General features: G+C 60.7%; 17 protein-coding genes. 5 read left to right on the top strand and 12 right to left on the bottom strand.

From position 1 onward, the window contains the following. Positions 1–402: 402 nt before the first annotated feature. The 3 genes from PDR5_RS00235 to PDR5_RS00245 form a co-directional block, all read right to left on the bottom strand. On the bottom strand, positions 403–867 hold the full coding sequence (locus PDR5_RS00235) for an inhibitor of vertebrate lysozyme family protein (protein ID WP_064592464.1): 465 nt from the start codon (positions 865–867) through the stop codon (positions 403–405). Between the two features lie 2 nt (positions 868–869). Beyond that, positions 870–1,034 (bottom strand): DUF1328 domain-containing protein, encoded by a 165-nt coding sequence (locus PDR5_RS00240; protein WP_003177151.1) that lies wholly within the window; start codon positions 1,032–1,034, stop codon positions 870–872. Positions 1,035–1,101: 67 nt separating this feature from the next. Beyond that, positions 1,102–1,386, bottom strand: coding sequence for a hypothetical protein (locus PDR5_RS00245; RefSeq protein WP_039764878.1), 285 nt, complete (start codon positions 1,384–1,386; stop codon positions 1,102–1,104). Positions 1,387–1,813: 427 nt separating this feature from the next. On the opposite strand from PDR5_RS00245, the gene algB reads away from it, so the two are divergent. Together algB and PDR5_RS00255 are read left to right on the top strand one after the other, a co-directional pair. Then, complete coding sequence (algB, locus tag PDR5_RS00250; protein WP_039764876.1) at positions 1,814–3,160, top strand: sigma-54-dependent response regulator transcription factor AlgB; 1,347 nt, start codon at positions 1,814–1,816, stop codon at positions 3,158–3,160. A gap of 10 nt (positions 3,161–3,170) precedes the next feature. Continuing rightward, positions 3,171–4,961 carry a KinB sensor domain-containing domain gene (locus PDR5_RS00255; RefSeq protein ID WP_064592469.1) on the top strand — a complete coding sequence of 597 codons (1,791 nt, stop codon included), beginning with the start codon at positions 3,171–3,173 and terminating at the stop codon, positions 4,959–4,961. Here PDR5_RS00255 and PDR5_RS00260 read toward each other — a convergent pair. The 7 genes from PDR5_RS00260 to PDR5_RS00290 all read right to left on the bottom strand — a co-directional run bounded on the left by PDR5_RS00260 (position 4,958) and on the right by PDR5_RS00290 (position 12,299). After that, positions 4,958–6,571, bottom strand: coding sequence for an EAL domain-containing protein (locus tag PDR5_RS00260; RefSeq protein WP_170928281.1), 1,614 nt, complete (start codon positions 6,569–6,571; stop codon positions 4,958–4,960). The genes PDR5_RS00255 and PDR5_RS00260 overlap by 4 nt on opposite strands. A gap of 75 nt (positions 6,572–6,646) precedes the next feature. Then, entirely contained in the window at positions 6,647–7,426 is a 780-nt protein-coding gene (locus PDR5_RS00265; protein WP_039764871.1) for an N-acetylmuramoyl-L-alanine amidase, read from the bottom strand. A gap of 101 nt (positions 7,427–7,527) precedes the next feature. Next, complete coding sequence (locus PDR5_RS00270) at positions 7,528–9,618, bottom strand: GGDEF domain-containing protein (protein WP_064592475.1); 2,091 nt, start codon at positions 9,616–9,618, stop codon at positions 7,528–7,530. Continuing rightward, on the bottom strand, positions 9,615–10,493 hold the full coding sequence (locus PDR5_RS00275; RefSeq protein WP_039764867.1) for an endonuclease/exonuclease/phosphatase family protein: 879 nt from the start codon (positions 10,491–10,493) through the stop codon (positions 9,615–9,617). The genes PDR5_RS00270 and PDR5_RS00275 overlap by 4 nt, the downstream gene beginning before the upstream one ends. Positions 10,494–10,507: 14 nt before the next feature. After that, complete coding sequence (locus PDR5_RS00280; RefSeq protein ID WP_064592477.1) at positions 10,508–11,149, bottom strand: thiol:disulfide interchange protein DsbA/DsbL; 642 nt, start codon at positions 11,147–11,149, stop codon at positions 10,508–10,510. 200 nt (positions 11,150–11,349) lie between these two features. Then, complete coding sequence (locus tag PDR5_RS00285; RefSeq protein WP_064592479.1) at positions 11,350–11,961, bottom strand: c-type cytochrome; 612 nt, start codon at positions 11,959–11,961, stop codon at positions 11,350–11,352. Between the two features lie 32 nt (positions 11,962–11,993). After that, entirely contained in the window at positions 11,994–12,299 is a 306-nt protein-coding gene (locus PDR5_RS00290) for a c-type cytochrome (protein WP_041475093.1), read from the bottom strand. A 191-nt stretch (positions 12,300–12,490) separates the two neighbouring features. Between PDR5_RS00290 and yihA the strand changes: the two genes are divergently transcribed. After that, on the top strand, positions 12,491–13,135 hold the full coding sequence (gene yihA / locus PDR5_RS00295) for a ribosome biogenesis GTP-binding protein YihA/YsxC (RefSeq protein ID WP_039764859.1): 645 nt from the start codon (positions 12,491–12,493) through the stop codon (positions 13,133–13,135). Between the two features lie 416 nt (positions 13,136–13,551). Here yihA and polA read toward each other — a convergent pair whose 3' ends face one another. Further along, complete coding sequence (gene polA / locus PDR5_RS00300) at positions 13,552–16,356, bottom strand: DNA polymerase I (RefSeq protein ID WP_064592481.1); 2,805 nt, start codon at positions 16,354–16,356, stop codon at positions 13,552–13,554. 74 nt (positions 16,357–16,430) lie between these two features. Here polA and PDR5_RS00305 point away from each other — a divergent pair, with 74 nt between their 5' ends. Together PDR5_RS00305 and PDR5_RS00310 are read left to right on the top strand one after the other, a co-directional pair. After that, positions 16,431–16,727 (top strand): DUF2782 domain-containing protein, encoded by a 297-nt coding sequence (locus PDR5_RS00305; RefSeq protein ID WP_011331780.1) that lies wholly within the window; start codon positions 16,431–16,433, stop codon positions 16,725–16,727. A gap of 61 nt (positions 16,728–16,788) precedes the next feature. Beyond that, complete coding sequence (locus tag PDR5_RS00310) at positions 16,789–17,742, top strand: homoserine kinase (protein ID WP_064592483.1); 954 nt, start codon at positions 16,789–16,791, stop codon at positions 17,740–17,742. A gap of 37 nt (positions 17,743–17,779) precedes the next feature. Here PDR5_RS00310 and PDR5_RS00315 read toward each other — a convergent pair whose 3' ends face one another. Further along, positions 17,780–18,709 (bottom strand): zinc ABC transporter substrate-binding protein ZnuA, encoded by a 930-nt coding sequence (locus PDR5_RS00315; RefSeq protein WP_064592485.1) that lies wholly within the window; start codon positions 18,707–18,709, stop codon positions 17,780–17,782. Between the last annotated feature and the right edge of the window lie 2 nt (positions 18,710–18,711).

Raw genomic sequence — 18,711 nt, forward strand, 5'->3', positions numbered from 1 at the left:
GTTGGTTATTTTTTGAACGAGTGATTTCGACGAAAAATTTAGGAAAAAGCCTACGTTCGGAAACTAAATGTCCGACTTACTCGATCGACTCTTTCTCGATATACGGTCGCCAGGAAACACCGCGAAATGCTTTCGCATGCAGTGTGAGCGATAAAAAAGTTGAGCAGAACGCTCTGGATCAACGTTTTGTCACGTTGAAAGCCCAGCGCAAGTCCGTCGAACCACTCCGGTTGGCGAACTTGCGTCGCAGCTTTTACCCTGACCCGGCCCTCATCGCAGGCACTCCCTGTACCCGTAGGTCACTCCGACCCTGCAACAGTCAGAACGTCCCGGCCCCCTGGTCATGCACCGGCCTTCCTCGGGCCGACGCAATGGAGGACAGCCTTTCGGCTGCCCTCGTGTTCAATACCAGTTCGGATCTTTCTTCAGCGTTTCCATCAGAAGGTTTTGCATGCCCTGATCGGGTTTGCCGAGGAAGCGGTAGGTGGCATGTCGCGTTGGCGACTTGTCTGCCGGCAGTCCTTCAGGCACATCCACAAGCATGGCGTAAGCGTCTTTCTTGTCGAAACTGAACGCGACGATCAAGCGATGGTTCATGCATTTGTCTGCGGATTCGCAGAGCGGACCGACCAGATACTTGTCGCCATTTTCGGTCACGGCATTCATCTGCTGGTCAGGCGTGCCGGACAGGTTCATCACCCATTCCGGCAGGCGCTCTTCCTTCTTCACCACGCCTTCCCAGGTTTCCCTGTATTGCGGGTCGGAACTCAACAGTTCGTTGACCCGCGCCTGGCCGTCATTGGCCGCGATTGCCATGGCACTACCGCCCAGGAGCAGGGCGGCTGCCAGTGTCTTTAACCCCTTCATGTTCAACCTCGACCGCGACGGCCAAAGAAGAAGGAAGCGATGAACATCACCAGGAACACGACAAACAGAATCTTGGCGATACCCGTGGCGGTGCCCGCGATACCACCGAAGCCCAGTACTGCGGCGATGATGGCAATGATCAGGAATGTGATTGCCCAGCTCAACATGGTGATTCTCCTTGCTTCTATTTAGGGATGTTGCCGGTCTCGGCGCGGGGGCGCCCAGATTCGTTAATCAGAAAACCCAGCGTTCTTCACGGGGCATGTCGCCCAGCGGTTGTGGCTGGTCGACGTCCATCATGCGCATCGCGCCGTTGTCGGCCTGGCTGCTGCTGACGGCGCTGAAGTGCGTCTGCGTCGCATGTTGCATGGAAATCAGGGGCTCAGGCTGCTGGCTCTGCTCCCAGCGCAGATATTGCTGGCAGGCGATCAGAGTGATCAGCAGCGCAAGTGCGCCAAACAGGGCCTGCTGCAGATGCAGTGGCGAAATACGCATTTGGGCGGCACGTTGGCGAGTCATCCTGGGTTCCTCACTCTTGTTCGGTGGGGGCAGTGCATTTCTGCCCGGGCTGAAAGATGTATTGCAGCCCGCATGCCAGCTTTTTTGTTTAAAAAAATCTAATAAAATCAGATAGTTATAGATGCGGTAAAAGTTACTGACGACGCATCCTGCACGATGACCCTCGCAGCGTCGTGCGTAATGCACGATTATTTCGTAGGAGAAATCATTCTTTTTGAATTGAGAGCAGGGTGCGGATGTCAGAAAAGGAGGCAGGAAACCGTCCTGAAACTGTGCGATGTTTAAAAAATCAACAAAATCAGTGGATTAGCCGTGAGGGCAGGAGAGAGCTACCCTGCTATGACTGGAATCGATCAGAATCAACCATGCAACTTGCCCGATTTTTCCGGGACTAACCCAAGACATTCATTTATGGAGCGTAGGAAAAATGGAATCAGCCACTGAGCACCAAGGCCGCATTCTGCTGGTGGATGATGAATCCGCCATCCTGCGAACCTTTCGTTATTGCCTCGAAGACGAAGGTTATTCTGTCGCCACTGCCAACAGTGCGGCCCAGGCTGAAGCGCTGTTGCAACGCCAGGTGTTCGATCTGTGCTTTCTGGATTTGCGTCTGGGCGAAGATAACGGCCTGGATGTATTGGCGCAGATGCGCATTCAGGCGCCGTGGATGCGGGTGGTGATCGTCACCGCCCATTCGGCCGTCGACACCGCGGTGGACGCCATTCAGGCCGGCGCTGCCGATTATCTGGTCAAACCCTGCAGCCCGGATCAATTGCGCCTCGCGACCGCCAAACAGCTTGAAGTGCGCCAGCTGTCGGCGCGTCTGGAAGCCCTCGAAGGCGAGATCCGCAAACCCAAGGATGGCCTCGATTCCCACAGCCCGGCGATGAAAGTCGTCCTGGAAACGGCGCGGCAAGTGGCGGGCACCGATGCCAACATCCTGATCCTTGGTGAGTCGGGCACAGGTAAAGGTGAGCTGGCCCGAGCCATCCACGGCTGGAGCAAGCGCGAGAAGAAATCCTGCGTCACCATCAACTGCCCGTCGCTGACCGCCGAACTGATGGAAAGCGAGCTGTTCGGTCACAGTCGCGGCGCGTTCACCGGGGCCAGTGAAAGCACGCTGGGTCGAGTCAATCAGGCCGATGGCGGTACGCTGTTTCTCGACGAGATCGGCGATTTTCCGCTGACATTACAACCCAAGTTGCTGCGCTTTATTCAAGACAAAGAATACGAGCGGGTAGGGGATCCGGTCACCCGTCGCGCCGATGTGCGTATTCTCGCCGCCACCAACCTGAACCTTGAGGACATGGTGCGCGACGGACGTTTCCGCGAAGACCTGCTCTACCGTCTGAACGTCATCACCCTGCATTTGCCGCCGCTGCGCGAGCGGGCCGAAGACATCCTGACCCTGGCCGACCGGTTCCTCGCCCGCTTCGTGAAGGAATACGCGCGTCCGGCCCGGGGCTTCAGTGACGAAGCTCGCGAAGCACTGCTGGGCTATCGCTGGCCGGGCAACATCCGCGAGCTGCGTAACGTGGTCGAGCGGGCCAGCATCATCTGCCCGCAGGAACGTGTGGAAATCAGCCACCTCGGCATGGCGGAGCAACCGGCCAACAACGCGCCACGGGTCGGCGCTGCGTTGAGCCTCGACGAGTTGGAGAAAGCCCACATCGGCGCGGTACTGGCGACCGCCGGAACTCTCGATCAGGCCGCCAAGACCCTGGGGATCGACGCCTCGACGCTGTATCGCAAGCGCAAGCAGTACAACCTGTGAGCATCCGCCGATGAAACTGGCGATGAAGTTGCGGACTCGCTTGTTCCTGAGCATTTCCGCGCTGATCACCGTGGCCTTGCTCGGGCTGATGCTCGGGCTGGTCAGTGTGATGCAGATGGCCGGCACTCAGGAGGCGCTGATCCGCAACAACTTCGTCACCCTCGATCTGGGGCTCAAGCTGCGCCAGACCCTCGGCGATCAACTGATCATGATGCTCGCCGAAAAGCCCGACCCCGTGGCGTTCGAAGCGTCCAAACAGCATTACTTCCAGTTGCTCGACGAGGGCATCGCCCAGGAGCAGAAAGACGACGATCGCCAGTATGGATTCAGTCAGGCCAAAGCCGATTACCTGAGCTTCCTCCAGGCGTTCGACATCTCCCGCGACCCGGCTGCTGCCCTGAGTGGCGGTGGCGACTTGCGTGAGCGCTTCAACACCCTGCGCAACGGATTGATTACCGAGCACAAGCACGCACTGGAGAACATCAATTCCGTCCAACATGCCGCCCGCGACCGCGCGTTGCTGATCGCTGGCCTGTTGGGACTGGTGGGGCTGGCGGTGCTGATCATTGGCTTCGTGACCGCCCAGGGCATTGCCCGGCGTTTTGGTGCGCCGATCGAAGCGCTGGCCAAAGCGGCGGACAATATCGGCCAAGGCAATTTCGAGGTGACCCTGCCGGTGTCCTCGGCCATGGAAATCAACCTGCTGACCCGGCGCTTCGGGCTGATGGCCGAAGCCCTGCGCGAACATCAGGCGACCAATGTCGACGAATTGCTCGCCGGCCAGCAGCGCCTGCAAGCGGTGCTCGACAGCATCGATGACGGTTTGCTGATGATCGACCGTCAGGGTCGTCTGGAACACTTGAACCCGGTGGCCCAGCGACAACTGGGCTGGGACAGCGACCGTTTCGGCGAAGGCCTCGGCACGGCGCTTCAGCGACCGGAGCTGGATGCACAGCTGCAACTGGTGTTGCGCGGCGGCAACCTTGAGCGGGCGCCGGAAGATTTGAGCATTGAGGTCGATGGCGAAATGCGCCTGCTGACCTACAGCCTGACGCCGGTCAGCCATACCCAGGGGCATATTCTCGGCGCCGTGATGGTCCTGCACGACGTCACCGAGCAGCGCGCCTTCGAACGGGTGCGCAGCGAATTCGTGTTGCGCGCCTCTCACGAATTGCGCACGCCGGTCACGGGCATGCACATGGCGTTCGGACTGTTCCGGGAGCGGGCGAAGTTTCCTCCGGAGTCGCGTGAGTCCGACCTGCTCGACACGGTCAATGAAGAAATGCAGCGCCTGATGCAGTTGATCAACGATCTGCTCAACTTTTCGCGTTATCAGAGCGGTTTGCAGAAACTCACACTGGCGCCGTGCTCCATCGAGGATCTGCTGGAGCAGGCGCGTTTGCGTTTCGCCGATTCGGCAGCGCAGAAGGGCGTTACCTTGACCGTCGAAGCGCAGAGCCCGCTGCCACGCTTGCAGGCGGATCAGGCGCAGCTCGATCGAGTCCTCGACAACCTGATCGACAACGCCTTGCGCCACACGGCGCGCGACGGGCTGATCCGCTTGCAGGCCCGTCGCCATGGCGAACGGGTGATCATCAGCGTCGAAGACAACGGCGAAGGGATTGCCTACGGTCAGCAAGGGCGGATTTTCGAACCTTTCGTTCAGGTGGGCCGCAAGAAGGGTGGGGCCGGGCTGGGTCTGGCGCTGTGCAAGGAAATCGTCCAGTTGCACGGTGGGCGGATGGGCGTTTACTCGCGGCCGGGGCAGGGCACGCAGTTCTATATGGCGCTGGCGGTTTAGGCTTCGTCGTCGATCCGGCGGCCGGCGAGTCGCCGTCCACGGGTAATCAGTTCGATGAACTGCACCGCGCTCAAGGCGTGGGCGAACAACCAGCCCTGACCGAACTTCACCCCTTCGCTGCTCAGCAGCGCCGCTTGTGACTCGAATTCGATCCCTTCGGCAATCACCTTCAGGTCCAGCGCCTGGGCCATGTGAATGATGTGTGGCGCGACACCGCTGCTGGCGGCGTCATGGCCGAGGGCGTCGATAAATGCCTTGTCGATCTTCAGGCAATCCACCGGCAGGGTTTGCAAATAGGCCAGGCTGCAATAGCCGGTGCCGAAATCGTCGATCAGCACCTGATGCCCGACATCGCGCAGCGCCTGCAGGTTTTCCCGGGCTACCACCACATCGATCAGGCCGCGCTCGGTCACCTCGAAAGCAATCTGCCGCGCCGCCACCCGATGCAGGGTCAGCAGCCGCGCCATGACCTGGCCGATGCGCGGCACCATCACGTCGCAGGCGGCCAGATTCACCGAGATGTACAGCTGCGGATTGGCCCGCAGCAACTGACCCAACTGCTCGAGCAGGCGTTGCAGGACGAAGTCGGTCATCTGGCGAATCTGTCCGGTGTTCTCGGCCATCGGGATGAACAGGTCGGGGCTGGTCAGCGTGCCGTCCGGCCGGCGCCAGCGCAGCAGGGCTTCGGCACCGACGCAGTTGCGGCTGTCGAGATCGAAGATCGGCTGATAAAGCACCTGCAACTCGCCACGGCGGATGGCGCCGTGCAGCTCGGCGTCGAGCGACTGGCGCTGGCGCACGACCCAGAACACCAGAACGCCCACCAGCGCACCGAGCACCAGACAGAAAGGCACCATCCACCACCAGAGCTCCGGAATGTGCATGCCCGTGCGCGGGCTGATCAGCACCAGTTGGTATTCCGGATTGTCAGTGGGCATGCGGTAGATCAGGTGTGACTGGGTGACTTGCAGCGCGTTCGGGGTTTTCGGCGGCCAGGGTTCGGTGGGTGGCCAAACCTGTGGAACGCCGAGCACCGGAATCGCCCGGGTCCCGTGATCCAGCACTACCAACAGGCTGCTGCCGGGCAACAGGTCGACCATGTCGGTGAGATGTCCGCGCGAGGTGGCTACGCGAAAGTTGCCGCGCCCGAGCATCAGCGCTGCGCGGTTTTCATCGGGTTCGGTGGTGGTGTTCAGCCAGTAGCTGTAGGTCGGGCCCTTGATGTCCGGAGGACGGATCACCGACAGGCCTTCCTGGCGCGGACGGTTGGAGCAAATCCGCGTGGCGTCCATGTAGGCGGCTTCATAGACGAAGCGGTAGTTGAACGTCACTTGCTGCAACGTGGCGATCATTTCGTCGTCGCAGCTGCGCAAGGGCTGGGCTTCGAGGTCGTCGAGGCTTTCGCGCAACTGGCCGAAGAGTTGCTCCAGACGTGCCAGGAACCGCTCCCCCTGGGCGTTCATTTCCTGGCTTTCGCTTTGCTCGACCTGCCGCACGGCCACGAACAGCCCGCCAGTGATCAGCAGGCTCGCACTGAGGACAGCCGCGATCATCGCCAGAAACCAGGGGCGATAAAACCAGCTACGCAGCGTCTCTCGGGTAGCAACCATCATGGATATCCGAAGAATTACCAATGAGTTATAGCTGCTGATTGCGATTTCGCCCTGACCGTCGGGCGGGCGTCATTATTTTGTCTGATTCAGCACCAGCAGCAACGCTGCCGTTTGCGCATCCGGCGTGCCGTCAAAGCGCGCAGGGCGGTAGTGCATCTGGAAGGCCGCGAGCACATGGCGGGTCGCTACATCCAGCTCACCGGTTTGCGGCGTCGAGTAGCCCAGGCGTGCCAGTTGGCTCTGGAACCAGGTGATGCTCGGCAGCTCGGCGTCGAACTGCGCTTGCTGGCGTGCCACGGCTTGCTCGTCGGGCCAGAGCCCCAGCCCCTCGGCCGCCAGCCGCTTCCAGGGGAACAGCGGCCCCGGGTCGAGCTTGCGCAACGGGGCGATGTCACTGTGGCCGATGATGTGGCGCGGGCTGATGCCCTGGCGTTTGCTGATGTCCTTGAGCAGGACGATCAACGATTGCACCTGGGCTTCGCTGTAGGGATACCAGAGGCGACCGGTCGGTGTGTCCTTGAAGCCCGGATTGACGATTTCAATGCCGATCGAACTGGAGTTGAGCCAGGTACGGCCTTGCCATTCGCTTTCGCCGGCGTGCCATGCGCGCAGGTTTTCGTCCATCAGCTTATAGATGGTGGCGTTCTTGTCATCGCCGATCAGGTAATGGCTGCTGACTTCGCCGTGGGTCAGCAATTGCAGTGAGCGTTCGAGCGAGGCGGAGGTGTAGTGCACGATCACGAACTGCACACGGCTGTCGTGATTGACCGAAGGATGGCTGGTGTCAAAACGCGGGCCGCTGGCACAACCGGCCAGTAGGAGGAGCGACGCGAGGAGGGTGAAAAATTTCATGGCAGAGGGCAGTACACGCAAGACGATAATGCAACAGTGTAACGTATCGCCTTGCGCTTCGACGCTTAAAGGGCTGATTTAAACAATATGGAACAATTGCCTCAGCCCAGCTCTACCCGGTTACGCCCTGCGTTTTTTGCCCGGTAAAGCGCCTGATCGGCTCTTTTGAGCACCAGATCGCTGTGTTCTCCCGGCCGGAACGCCGCCAGCCCCATGGAAACCGTGATCGTGACGCGCTCGCCCTTGAAGTGAAACGGGCAGGCTTCGATGGCGGCGCGCAGGGTTTCCAGGAGTTTGGCGCCGACCGCCGGCGGGGTGGCCGGGAGCAGAAGAACAAACTCTTCCCCGCCGAAACGGGCGATGAAATCACTGCCGCGCAGACGCTTGCGCAGCACCGTGGCGATGATTTTCAAGACCTTGTCGCCGGCCAGATGCCCGTAGTTGTCGTTGATTCGTTTGAAGTGATCGAGGTCGAGCATGGCCAGGCTCAAGGTATTGCCGTGCTGCTGCCATTGGGCGATTTCATATTCGAGCCGTTCGGTCCAGGCGGCGCGGTTGGGCAGGCCGGTGAGCGGATCGATCAGGGCTTTCTGGCGTTGCTCTTCAAGGTGTTCGCGATATCCCTGCGCTTCCTGCTCCATGTGTGCGACGCGTTCAGCGAGGCTTTTCAGGCGTCCAGCCACTTCCTGTTCCCGGGCGTCACGTTGCTTCTGGTGCTGATCCATGGTGCCGAGCAGGCCTTCGAGGTGGTTTTCCAGCACTTGCTTCAGATCATCCAGATCGGCCGCTTCCTGCACGCTGTTCTGCAGGCCGTCGACCTGTTCGCGGATCTGCGTGTCCATCGCTCGCGCCGCAGAACTGTTGTCGGCGTGGCCTTCGCTGGCGGCCTGCAAGTTGCTCTGGAACGCTTCGAGGCGCTCGTTGAGTTGCTGCAGGTAGGCTTCGAATTCGTGTTGGCCGCTGTCGGTAATGGCCAGCATCAAGGTCGCGAGATCGTCGAGGATCGGCAGCAATTCGTACCAGTTCAGGCCGTTTTTCAATCGATCGCGCATGGCCTCGGCTTGCGGGCGATGGCGCTCCGGCAAGGTCAGGTCATCCAGCAGCCCGATCAGCGTGTCTTCGATGTGTTTGGCGACCGAACTGTAGGACGGCTCCGGCGAGTCCGGCAGGGCGTAGAGGATGTCGTGCTCGGATTGTTCCGGATCGATGGCGGCCAATGCCTGGGCGATGGGCTCGGGCAGGGGCAGGCTGTCGAGGATCACGGGCGGCGGGGTATCGCCGGGGTGGATCAGTTCGTCGGGGTTGATGGCTGTTGGCACTGCCGGCGCGAAAACCGGAGGAGGTGTGAAGGTCTGCGGCTCCGGTTCTGGCTCGGCGGTTTCTGGTTCGCTGGGGGCGGAGGGGGATTCGGTGAGAATTCTGGCAGGCTCAAAGGCCGCCACCTCCGGTTCCGCAAGATATTCGGGGATTGGCTCTGGAGCTTTGAAGGGCTCGGCCACGGGGGCGGCGATCGCCGCTTGGCTGACGCTCGCAGTGGCGACCGGTTCGGCGCTTGTAACAGGCGCTTCCGCCGCTGGCGCAGCTTCATGTGTGACGGGCGCTTGCTGTGGCTGCACTGGTGGTGCGACCGCAGCGGCTTGAGCCACTGGAGCAGGCGTTTCCTCGCTGTCGCGGCTGCCGAACAGGCGCTGCAACAAGCCCGGGCGTCCCGGTTCCGCCGGCGTTGCCAGCTGGCTCAAGGCCTTGCCCTGCAGGCCGCTGAGTTCGCTGAGCAGCAGCGGCATCTCTCTGGCCTGACTCACCCGGCCATCCAGCTGCTTGGCGAATTTCTTCAGCGGCTGGGCCACATCGCGAGGCAGCGGGAGAGATTGCAACTGAGTGACCAGCGCAGTCAGTGCGGTGCTGACCTGTTCGATCCGGGTTTCCCGGCGCTGCTCGGAATCGAGCACGGCTTTTTCCAGTCGCGGCAGCAGGGCGGCGAGGCCGGCGTCCATGTCGTCGGTGCGCACTACGTCGCGCATTTCTTTCATGCACTGGTCGACCACGCGGTCGGTGCCTTCCGCTGCCAGAGTGCTGCGCACCAGGCCGCGGCGCAGCAGGTCGAGCCGGGCGTCCCATCGACGTTCGAGCTTTTCCTGTTGTTCGATGCTTTTGAGGTATTTCTCTTTCCAGCGCTGGGCTTCGTCGCTCATTCAGGGGTTCCGCGAAGGGCAGTGCTCAACGCGGGCAATGCATCGGCCGTGAGCGAACCCGGCAGACGAATCTCTACCGCGACCGGCAGGTGATCGGAAATCGGTTGTGCCAGCACTTCGACTTTTTCCAGGGTCAGGGTCGGGCTGAGCAGAATATGGTCCAGGCAGCGCTGCGGGCGCCAGCTGGGGAATGTCGCTTCGAGTTGCGGGGCCAGCAGGCCGAGGTCGCGCAAAGGCGAGTGTTGCAACAGATCGCTGGCGTGGGTGTTCATGTCGCCCATCAGCACCTGATGCTTGTAGCCGCCGATCAATTCGCGGATGTAGGCCAGTTGCATGCTGCGCACCCGGGCGCCGAGCGCCAGGTGCATCATCACCACCACCAGCGCTTCCGGGCCTTCGCCGAAGCGCACTAGAATCGCCCCGCGTCCCTTTGGACCCGGCAGCGGGTGGTCTTCAATCGCCCACGGACGCAGGCGACTGAGCACGCCATTGCTGTGCTGGGCCAGTCGGCCAAGGTTGCGATTGAGTTGTTGATACCAGTAGGGGAAGGCGCCGAGCTGGGCCAGGTGTTCGACCTGATTGACGTAGCCTGAACGCAGGCTGCCGCCATCGGCTTCCTGCAGGGCGACCAGATCGAAGTCGCCGAGCAGATTGCCGATCTTTTGCAGATTGCTGGAGCGCCCGGGGTGCGGCAGCAGATGCTGCCAGCTGCGGGTCAGGTAGTGCCGATAGCGCTCGGTGCTGATGCCGACCTGAATATTAAAGCTGAGCAAGCGCAGACGGCTGTCTGCGGGCAGGCCCGTCGATTCCAGGTGATGCTCGTTGACCTGCGGATCATGCAGGCCAACGACGCGTTCGGTTCCCCAGCGGCGCATGGCGATTGCCGCGCTTAGTTGGCGGCTGCCTTGGTGGTCGCTCGCTCTTTGGCTACCAGTTGGTCAGCCAGTTTCAGTGCCTGTTCGGCGCCGCCGGCGGAGCCGATGTCGAAGCGGTACTTACCGTTGACGATCATGGTTGGAACACCGGAGATTTCATACTTCTTGGCCAGTTCGCGGGCTTTCACGATCTGCCCCTTGATGGCGAACGAATCGAAGGTCGCCAGGAACTTGTCCTTGTCCACGCCTTGAGTGGCGAGGAAGTCGGCCATGTCGTTCTTGTCGGTCAGCTTCTTGTGTTCTTTCTGGATGGCGTTGAATACGGCAGCATGCACATTGTGCTCGACGCCCATGGCTTCCAGGGTCAGGAACATCTGGCCGTGAGCGTCCCACGGACCACCGAACATCGCAGGAATGCGTACGAAGTTGACGTCGGACGGCAGTTTTTCAACCCATGGATTGATCACCGGCTCGAACGCGTAGCAATGCGGGCAGCCATACCAGAACAGCTCGACCACTTCGATCTTGCCAGGCACGGCGACCGGCACCGGGTTGCTCAGTTCGACGTAAGGGGCAGCAGGGGCTTCGGCGGCCTGGGCGGTCACGCCGAACAGGCTGGCAGCGACGAGGGCGGCGCTGATGATCAGATTACGCATGCTTTACTCCTGGACAATTTTGGTCGCCTCGCGCGACCTGTTTTCAGACAGATCCTGGCGGGCATGAGTTCTGTAGTGTAACGGCAGCGGCCACAAAAAAGGGCGGCCAAAGCCACCCTTTTTATACTTGCTGCGACGGATTAATCGAGCGTTAACGTGGCAGGCGTTGGCCATCGCACGTAACGCTCGAATCGCGCGTCTTAGTGCAGGCCCTGAATGTAGCTGGAGACTGCCGCGATGTCTTCGTCACTCAGCTTCCGGGCGATGGTGCGCATGGTCATCGCGTCGCCGTCGTTGCTGCGGCCGGCTTCTTCCTTGCGGAAATCGGTCAGTTGCTTGGCGATGTACTGAGCGTGTTGGCCACCCAGGTGCGGGAAGCCGGCGGCTGCGTTGCCGGCGCCGTTCGGCGAGTGGCAACCGGTGCAGGCTGGCAGGCCTTTCTCGATATTGCCGCCACGGAACAGGGCTTCACCGCGAGCGACGATCTTCGGATCGGCGGCGCCGACGCTGCCTTTCTGGCTGGCGAAGTAGGCGGCGATATCGGCCAGGTCCTGATCGCTCAGGTTGGTCAGCAGGCCCGTCATTTCCAGAACGGTGCGCTTGCCCGACTTGATGTCGTGCAATTGCTTGGTCAGGTAGCGTTCACCCTGTCCGGCCAGCTTTGGAAAGTTTGGCGCCATGCTGTTGCCATCCGGGCCATGGCAGGCGCCGCATACGGCGGCTTTTGCCTGGCCTGCGGCTGCATCACCGGCAGCATGGGCGAAGCCTGAGATTCCCACGGTCAACAGCAGACTCACGATCAGTTTGTTCATCAGCTAATCCAACTACGGCTAAGGGTTAAGAGTTATGGACCGGGCTTACTCTCGCTCATCCAGAGGATGAGGGCCTGGTAATCCTCGGCACTGCAGTCCATGCACAAACCACGCGGCGGCATCGCCTTGAAACCCTGGGTCACGTGTTGCACCAGCGTCTCCATACCTTTCGCCAACCTCGGCGTCCAAGCTGCCTGATCGCCTCTTTTGGGCGCCATGGGTAGTTGGCCGGAATGACAGGCTCCACAAACACGGTTGTACACGGCTTCCGGATCCTGTGTAGCCTGTGCGCTGTAAAGCGGCATCAAGACTCCGGCAGCCAGCAGCCATTTCGTCATAAAACGACCTTTTCAGGGTTGAGAGCGTTCTGCGTTCTAATGCGCAATCAAGGTCTGTCGCTCTCGTGAACTTCATCCTTCGCTGGGACAAAGCACACACAAAATCTGCGGCATTATATACTGGCGTCACTGAAACGGAAGCGACACCGCGTTCCGCGCCTAATCCCGGCGCCGCCCACATCGGAAATCCCATGCAACTCAAGAATCCCATCCTCGGCCTGTGCCAACAGTCCACGTTCATGCTCAGTGCCGCCAAAGTCGATCAGTGCCCCGACGACGAAGGCTTCGAAGTGGCGTTTGCCGGTCGTTCCAACGCCGGTAAGTCCAGCGCACTGAACACTCTGACTCACGCCAGCCTGGCGCGCACCTCGAAAACCCCGGGTCGCACACAGCTGTTGAACTTCTTCAAGCTAGACGATGAACGGCGTCTGGTCGACCTCCCGGGCTACGGTTATGCAAAAGTACCGATCCCGCTCAAGCAGCACTGGCAGCGTCACCTCGAGGCCTACCTCGGTGGCCGCGAGAGTTTGAAGGGTTTGATTCTGATGATGGACATCCGTCATCCAATGACCGACTTCGACCTGCTGATGCTCGACTGGGCCGTTGCGGCCGGCATGCCGATGCACATCCTGCTGACCAAGGCCGACAAACTGACCTACGGCGCAGCGAAGAACACGCTGCTCAAGGTGCAGTCGGAAATCCGTAAGGGTTGGGGCGATCAAGTGACGATCCAGCTGTTCTCCGCCCCAAAACGCATGGGTCTGGAAGAGGCCTACACTGTGTTGGCAGGCTGGATGGAACTGGCCGATAAAGGCGCGGAAGCAGCGGCTGAATAATAAGGATATGGAAAATTGGCTGTAGTGCGGTCAGGCAAGGCAAAAGTGTTAGTAAAAAGCGGAGTTTAGGGGACCTAAATGAGCATTTTTACTAACGCTTTTAACGCAGCATGACCGCGCTACAGCCAATTTTGAGGCAAAAAAAAGCCCCGGACTTCGTATGGGGAGGGAGAAGTTCCGGGGTTTAAGTTCCGAACCGCTAGGGCGGGGTTCAGATATCTGCCAACACTTAACACAACATATAGGAGCATCGAAGGGCTTCACCAGCCATTCAGTATCTCTGAGTGCCCTGTCGCAAGATTAGTTCAGAATCTTTTCAAAAAACTTTGGAATAAACTCAAGAACGATCAGGCCTAAGCGGTTTCCGGTGCTTTTGCCGCGACGCTCGGTCGCAGCAAAGCTCCGTCCCAGAGGCCTCAGTGCGCCTCGTCCCAGTTGTTGCCAACTCCCACTTCCACCAGCAACGGCACGTCCAGTTTTGCCGCTTCGCTCATGTGCACGCGAATTTCTTCGCGAACCTGATCGACCAGATCCTCGCGAACCTCCAGCACCAGTTCGTCGTGCACCTGCAGGATGACTCTGGCGTCCAGCCCGGAAGCGCTCAGCCAGCTGTCCACCGCCACCATGGCTTTCTTGATGATGTCTGCTGCGGTGCCTTGCATCGGCGCGTTGATCGCCGTGCGTTCGGCGGCCGCGCGATCCTGCGGCTTGTTCGAGTTGATTTCCGGCAGATACAGACGACGACCGAAGATCGTTTCCACGAAGCCTTGGTCTGCTGCCTGGGCGCGGGTGCGATCCATGTACTCGCGAACGCCCGGGTAACGCGCGAAGTAGGTGTCGATGTAGGCCTTGGCGGTCTTGGTGTCGACGCCGATGTCCTTGCCCAGCTTCTGCGCGCCCATGCCGTAGATCAGGCCGAAGTTGATCGCCTTGGCGCTGCGGCGCTGGTCGGACGTCACTTCGTTGAGCTCGACCTTGAATACTTCGGCTGCGGTGGCGGTGTGCACGTCCAGGTTGTTGCGGAACGCATTCATCAGCCCTTCGTCGCGGGACAGGTGGGCCATGATTCGCAGTTCAATTTGCGAGTAGTCCGCCGCCAGCAGTTTATAGCCTTTCGGCGCGACAAAGGCCTGACGGATGCGTCGGCCTTCGGCGGTGCGCACCGGGATGTTCTGCAGGTTCGGATCGCTCGACGACAGGCGTCCGGTCGACGCGACGGCCTGATGGTACGAGGTGTGGATACGCCCGGTACGCGGGTTGATCTGCTCCGGCAGGCGATCGGTATAGGTGCTTTTCAGCTTGCTCATGGAACGGTGTTCCATGAGCACTTTCGGCAAGCGGTGATCGTCTTCGGCCAGTTTCGCCAACACTTCTTCGGCGGTGGACGGCTGGCCCTTGGCGGTTTTTTTCAGCACCGGCAGGCCGAGCTTTTCGTAGAGGATTACGCCCAGTTGCTTCGGCGAGCCGAGGTTGAACTCTTCACCGGCAATCTCGAAGGCTTCACGCTCCAGCGCGACCATCTTGTTGCCCAGCTCAATGCTCTGGATGCCGAGCAGGTCAGCATCGACGAACGCGCCCTGGCGCTCGATGCGAGCGAGCACCGGCACCAGCGGGATCTCGATGTCGGTCAGCACGCTGGCCAGGCTCGGGATGGCGCTCAGCTTCTCGAACAGGGTCTGGTGCAGGCGCAGGGTCACGTCGGCATCTTCGGCGGCATACGGCCCGGCCTGTTCCAGAGCGATCTGATCGAAGGTCAGCTGCTTGGCGCCTTTGCCGGCGATGTCCTGGAAGCTCACGGTAGTGTGGTCCAGGTATTTCTGCGCCAGGCTGTCCATGTCGTGACGGGTGGCGGTGGAGTTGAGCACGTAGGACTCAAGCATCGTGTCGAAGGCAATCCCGCGCACAGTGATGCCTTCATTCTGATCGCCGCCGATGGCGCAGTTGGCCAGGATGTTCATGTCGAACTTGGCGTGCTGGCCGACCTTGAGCTTGTTCGGGTCTTCGAGGATCGGCTTGAGTGCGCGCAGCACAGTGTCGCGATCCAGCTGCTCCGGCACGCCGATGTAGGAATGGGTCAGCGGGATGTACGCCGCTTCGTTGGCCTGTACCGCGAAGGAAAGCCCGACCAGTTGCGCCTGCTGCGCGTCGATGCCGGTGGTTTCGGTGTCGAAGGCGAACAGCTTGGCGTTCTTCAGTTTTTCCAGCCAGACGTCGAATCGCGCCTGGTCGAGGATGGTTTCGTAAGCGGCTTCAGCGGATGTTGCAGGCGGTTCGGCTTCTGGCGCGCTGAACAGATCGCCGGCCGGCGCAGGCTCGGCAGCAGCGCTCAGTTCCTGGCGCTTGGCATCGCGATCCAGGTCATTCAGCCAGCTCTTGAATTCCAGCAGGGTGTATAGCTCGTAAAGTTTGGCCGGGTCTTCCGGACCCATTTGCAGGTCGTCGAGGCCGATGTCCAGCGGCACGTCGACCTTGATGGTCGCCAGTTGATAGGAGAGGAAGGCCATCTCCTTGTGCTCTTCGAGCTTGGCCGGCAGGGTCTTGGCGCCACGGATCGGCAGGGTCGGCACGATGTCGAGTTGCGCGTACAGCTCGGTCAGGCCGCCGTTGACGCCCACCAGCAGGCCGGACGCGGTCTTCGGACCGATGCCCGGAACGCCGGGGATGTTGTCGGAAGAATCGCCCATCAGGGCCAGATAATCGATGATCTGCTCCGGAGCGACGCCGAATTTCTCCTTCACGCCCTCCACATCCATCGAACTACCGGACATGGTGTTGACCAAGGTAATGTGGCCGTCGACCAGTTGCGCCATGTCCTTGTCGCCGGTGGAGATGATCACCGGGCGATCGGCGGCCGCGCTGCTGCGGGCCAGGGTGCCGATCACGTCATCGGCCTCGACACCTTCGACGCACAGCAGCGGGAAACCGAGGGCGATCACGCTCTGGTGCAGCGGCTCGATCTGCACGCGCATGTCGTCAGGCATGCTCGGGCGGTTGGCCTTGTATTCGGCGTACATCTCATCGCGAAATGTCCCACCCTTGGCGTCGAACACCACGGCGAACGGGCTGTCCGGATACTGCTTGCGCAGGCTCTTGAGCATGTTCAGCACGCCTTTGACCGCGCCGGTCGGCAGGCCTTTGGAGGTGGTCAGCGGTGGCAGCGCGTGGAAGGCGCGGTACAGGTAAGACGAACCGTCCACCAGGACGAGGGGGGCTTGGCTCATGAGCAGAATCAACCTTTTCGGCGGGCCCGGCGCTAGAATAGCGGGACCGTTGACGACAAAGGGACAAGGTTATCATGCGTACGTTAAATCGCTTGCTGCTGGTCAGTCTGATTGCTGTCTCACCGCTGGCCGCGATCGCGGCGGATGATGCGCCATCATCGGAGCCGGAAGTTACCATCAGCACGCATACGGAAGGCGACAAGGTCATTCAGGAATACAGCCGAAGTGGATTCGTGTACGCGATCAAGGTCACACCGAAGGGCGGCAAACCCTATTTCCTGGTGCGCGCCGATGGTACGGACGCGAACTACATCCGATCCGACCAGCCGGATATGCTGATTCCGTCGTGGGAAATTTTTACCTGGAAGTAAATTTCCTGATTTTTAATCGGCGCCGCGCAAAAGCGGCGCCAGAACTGAGCAGTTTTTAACCATGTCTGTGTTCACCCCCCTGGCTCGGCCCGAGCTGGAAACCTTTCTCGCCCCTTACGGGCTCGGCCGTCTGCTCGATTTCCAGGGGATCGCCGCCGGCAGCGAAAACACCAACTTCTTCATCAGCATGGAAAAGGGCGAGTTCGTCCTGACCCTGGTCGAGCGCGGCCCGGTGCAGGAAATGCCGTTCTTCATCGACCTGCTCGACGTGCTGCACGAAGCCGATCTGCCGGTGCCTTACGCGCTGCGCACCACTGACGGCGTGGCCCTGCGCGAGCTGAAAGGCAAACCGGCGCTGCTGCAACCGCGCCTGGCCGGCAAGCACATCAAGCAGGCCAATGCCCAGCATTGCGCGCAGGTCGGTGACTTGCAGGCGCATCTGCACCTGGCGACTCAGGGCGACAACATGATCAAGCGCAAGACCGATCGTGGCCTGGACTGGATGCTGGAAGAGGGCACGCAGTTCCTTTCGCACCTGAACGAGCAGCCGCGCGCATTGCTGCAAAAGTCTCTGGATGAAATCACCCAACAGAAAGAGAAAATTCTCGCGCTGCCTCGGGCAAACATCCACGCCGACCTGTTTCGCGACAACGCGATGTTCGAAGGCACGCACCTGACCGGGCTGATCGACTTCTACAACGCCTGCTCCGGGCCGATGCTCTATGACGTGGCGATTGCCCTGAACGACTGGTGTTCCGATGACGAAGGCCTGATCGACGGCCCGCGTGCACGGGCCTTCCTCGGTGCCTACGCGGCATTGCGACCTTTCACGGCGGCCGAGGCAGAACTGTGGTCGACCATGCTGCGAGTGGCGTGTGTGCGGTTCTGGCTGTCGCGGTTGATCGCGGCGGAATCGTTCGCCGGGCAGGACGTGCTGATTCACGATCCGAAAGAGTTCGAGCAGCGGCTGGCGCAGCGTCAGCAGGTCAGTACACCGCTACCTTTCGCCCTGTAAAAAAACCGCAGCCTGTACAGGCTGCGGTTTTTTTGTATCAGAGCGATTCCAGGCAACCCGCCAGATCATTCCCCAGCTTCTCCAGCACTTGCTCATAACCCTGAGCCGTCGCTGGCGTGTATCCGCCCAGCGCATCCAACTCCGCCAGCTTCACCGGCAGGCCCGCCACCAAGGTCTCGGCCAGACGTGGACGCAGCGGCGGCTCACTGAACACGCACGTCTTGCCGACTTCCTGCAAACGCGTACGCATCGCCGCCACATGCTGGGCCCCCGGCTGCACTTCCGCCGCAACGCTGAACACGCCGGCGTGTTTCAAACCGTAGGCCTCTTCGAAGTAGTCGAAGGCTTCGTGGAAGACGAAGTAGGGTTTGCCTTCAACACTGGCCAGGCGTTTCTTCAAACGCTGATCCAGTGCATCCAGACGCTCATCGAACGCCTTGGCGTTGCTCTGATAGCGCTCGGCATTGGCCGGGTCGGCGGCACTCAGGTCAGCGGCCATTTTGTCGGCAATAACCCGCGCGTTCACCGGCGATAGCCACAAATGCGCATCGAGACTGCCCGGGCGATGGTCGTGGTCATGTTCGTCGGCTTCTTCAGCGTGGGAATGGTTGTCCGCAGCGAAGCGGCGCAGCTTCATGCCCGGCAAGTCCTGCACGGCGACGCTCGGCAGCGTACGACCATTCAGCACGCGTGGCAGGAAACCTTCCATGTCCGGGCCGATCCAGTACAGCAGGTCCACCGATTGCACCTTGCGCACGTCGGACGGTCGCAATGCGTAGTTATGCGGCGAAGCGCCCGGTGGCAGCAGCACTTCCGGAATCGCCACGCCGTCCTGCACTGCAGCGGCAATCAGTTGCAGGGGCTTGATGCTGGTGAGAACTCTGACCTCGGCCTGAGCCGGACCGATCAGCAGAAAACCGGTGATGAATACGACAAAAACAGAAAAAAGTCGGGACACGATGACCACTC

It is taken from the genome of Pseudomonas sp. DR 5-09, assembly GCF_001655595.1.
Lineage (GTDB): Bacteria > Pseudomonadota > Gammaproteobacteria > Pseudomonadales > Pseudomonadaceae > Aquipseudomonas > Aquipseudomonas pharyngis.

Bases quoted from the DNA above. Each gene is read 5' to 3' on its own strand.
- PDR5_RS00255 (WP_064592469.1), top strand. From the start codon at position 3,171: ATGAAACTGGCGATGAAGTTGCGGACTCGCTTGTTCCTGAGCATTTCC.
- PDR5_RS00310 (WP_064592483.1), top strand. From the start codon at position 16,789: ATGTCTGTGTTCACCCCCCTGGCTCGGCCCGAGCTGGAAACCTTTCTC.
- PDR5_RS00275 (WP_039764867.1), bottom strand. From the start codon at position 10,493: ATGCGCCGCTGGGGAACCGAACGCGTCGTTGGCCTGCATGATCCGCAG.
- algB (WP_039764876.1), top strand. From the start codon at position 1,814: ATGGAATCAGCCACTGAGCACCAAGGCCGCATTCTGCTGGTGGATGAT.
- PDR5_RS00290 (WP_041475093.1), bottom strand. From the start codon at position 12,299: ATGACGAAATGGCTGCTGGCTGCCGGAGTCTTGATGCCGCTTTACAGC.
- yihA (WP_039764859.1), top strand. From the start codon at position 12,491: ATGCAACTCAAGAATCCCATCCTCGGCCTGTGCCAACAGTCCACGTTC.
- PDR5_RS00245 (WP_039764878.1), bottom strand. From the start codon at position 1,386: ATGACTCGCCAACGTGCCGCCCAAATGCGTATTTCGCCACTGCATCTG.
- polA (WP_064592481.1), bottom strand. From the start codon at position 16,356: ATGAGCCAAGCCCCCCTCGTCCTGGTGGACGGTTCGTCTTACCTGTAC.
- PDR5_RS00235 (WP_064592464.1), bottom strand. From the start codon at position 867: ATGAAGGGGTTAAAGACACTGGCAGCCGCCCTGCTCCTGGGCGGTAGT.
- PDR5_RS00240 (WP_003177151.1), bottom strand. From the start codon at position 1,034: ATGTTGAGCTGGGCAATCACATTCCTGATCATTGCCATCATCGCCGCA.
- PDR5_RS00260 (WP_170928281.1), bottom strand. From the start codon at position 6,571: ATGGTTGCTACCCGAGAGACGCTGCGTAGCTGGTTTTATCGCCCCTGG.
- PDR5_RS00270 (WP_064592475.1), bottom strand. From the start codon at position 9,618: ATGAGCGACGAAGCCCAGCGCTGGAAAGAGAAATACCTCAAAAGCATC.
- PDR5_RS00280 (WP_064592477.1), bottom strand. From the start codon at position 11,149: ATGCGTAATCTGATCATCAGCGCCGCCCTCGTCGCTGCCAGCCTGTTC.
- PDR5_RS00305 (WP_011331780.1), top strand. From the start codon at position 16,431: ATGCGTACGTTAAATCGCTTGCTGCTGGTCAGTCTGATTGCTGTCTCA.
- PDR5_RS00285 (WP_064592479.1), bottom strand. From the start codon at position 11,961: ATGAACAAACTGATCGTGAGTCTGCTGTTGACCGTGGGAATCTCAGGC.
- PDR5_RS00265 (WP_039764871.1), bottom strand. From the start codon at position 7,426: ATGAAATTTTTCACCCTCCTCGCGTCGCTCCTCCTACTGGCCGGTTGT.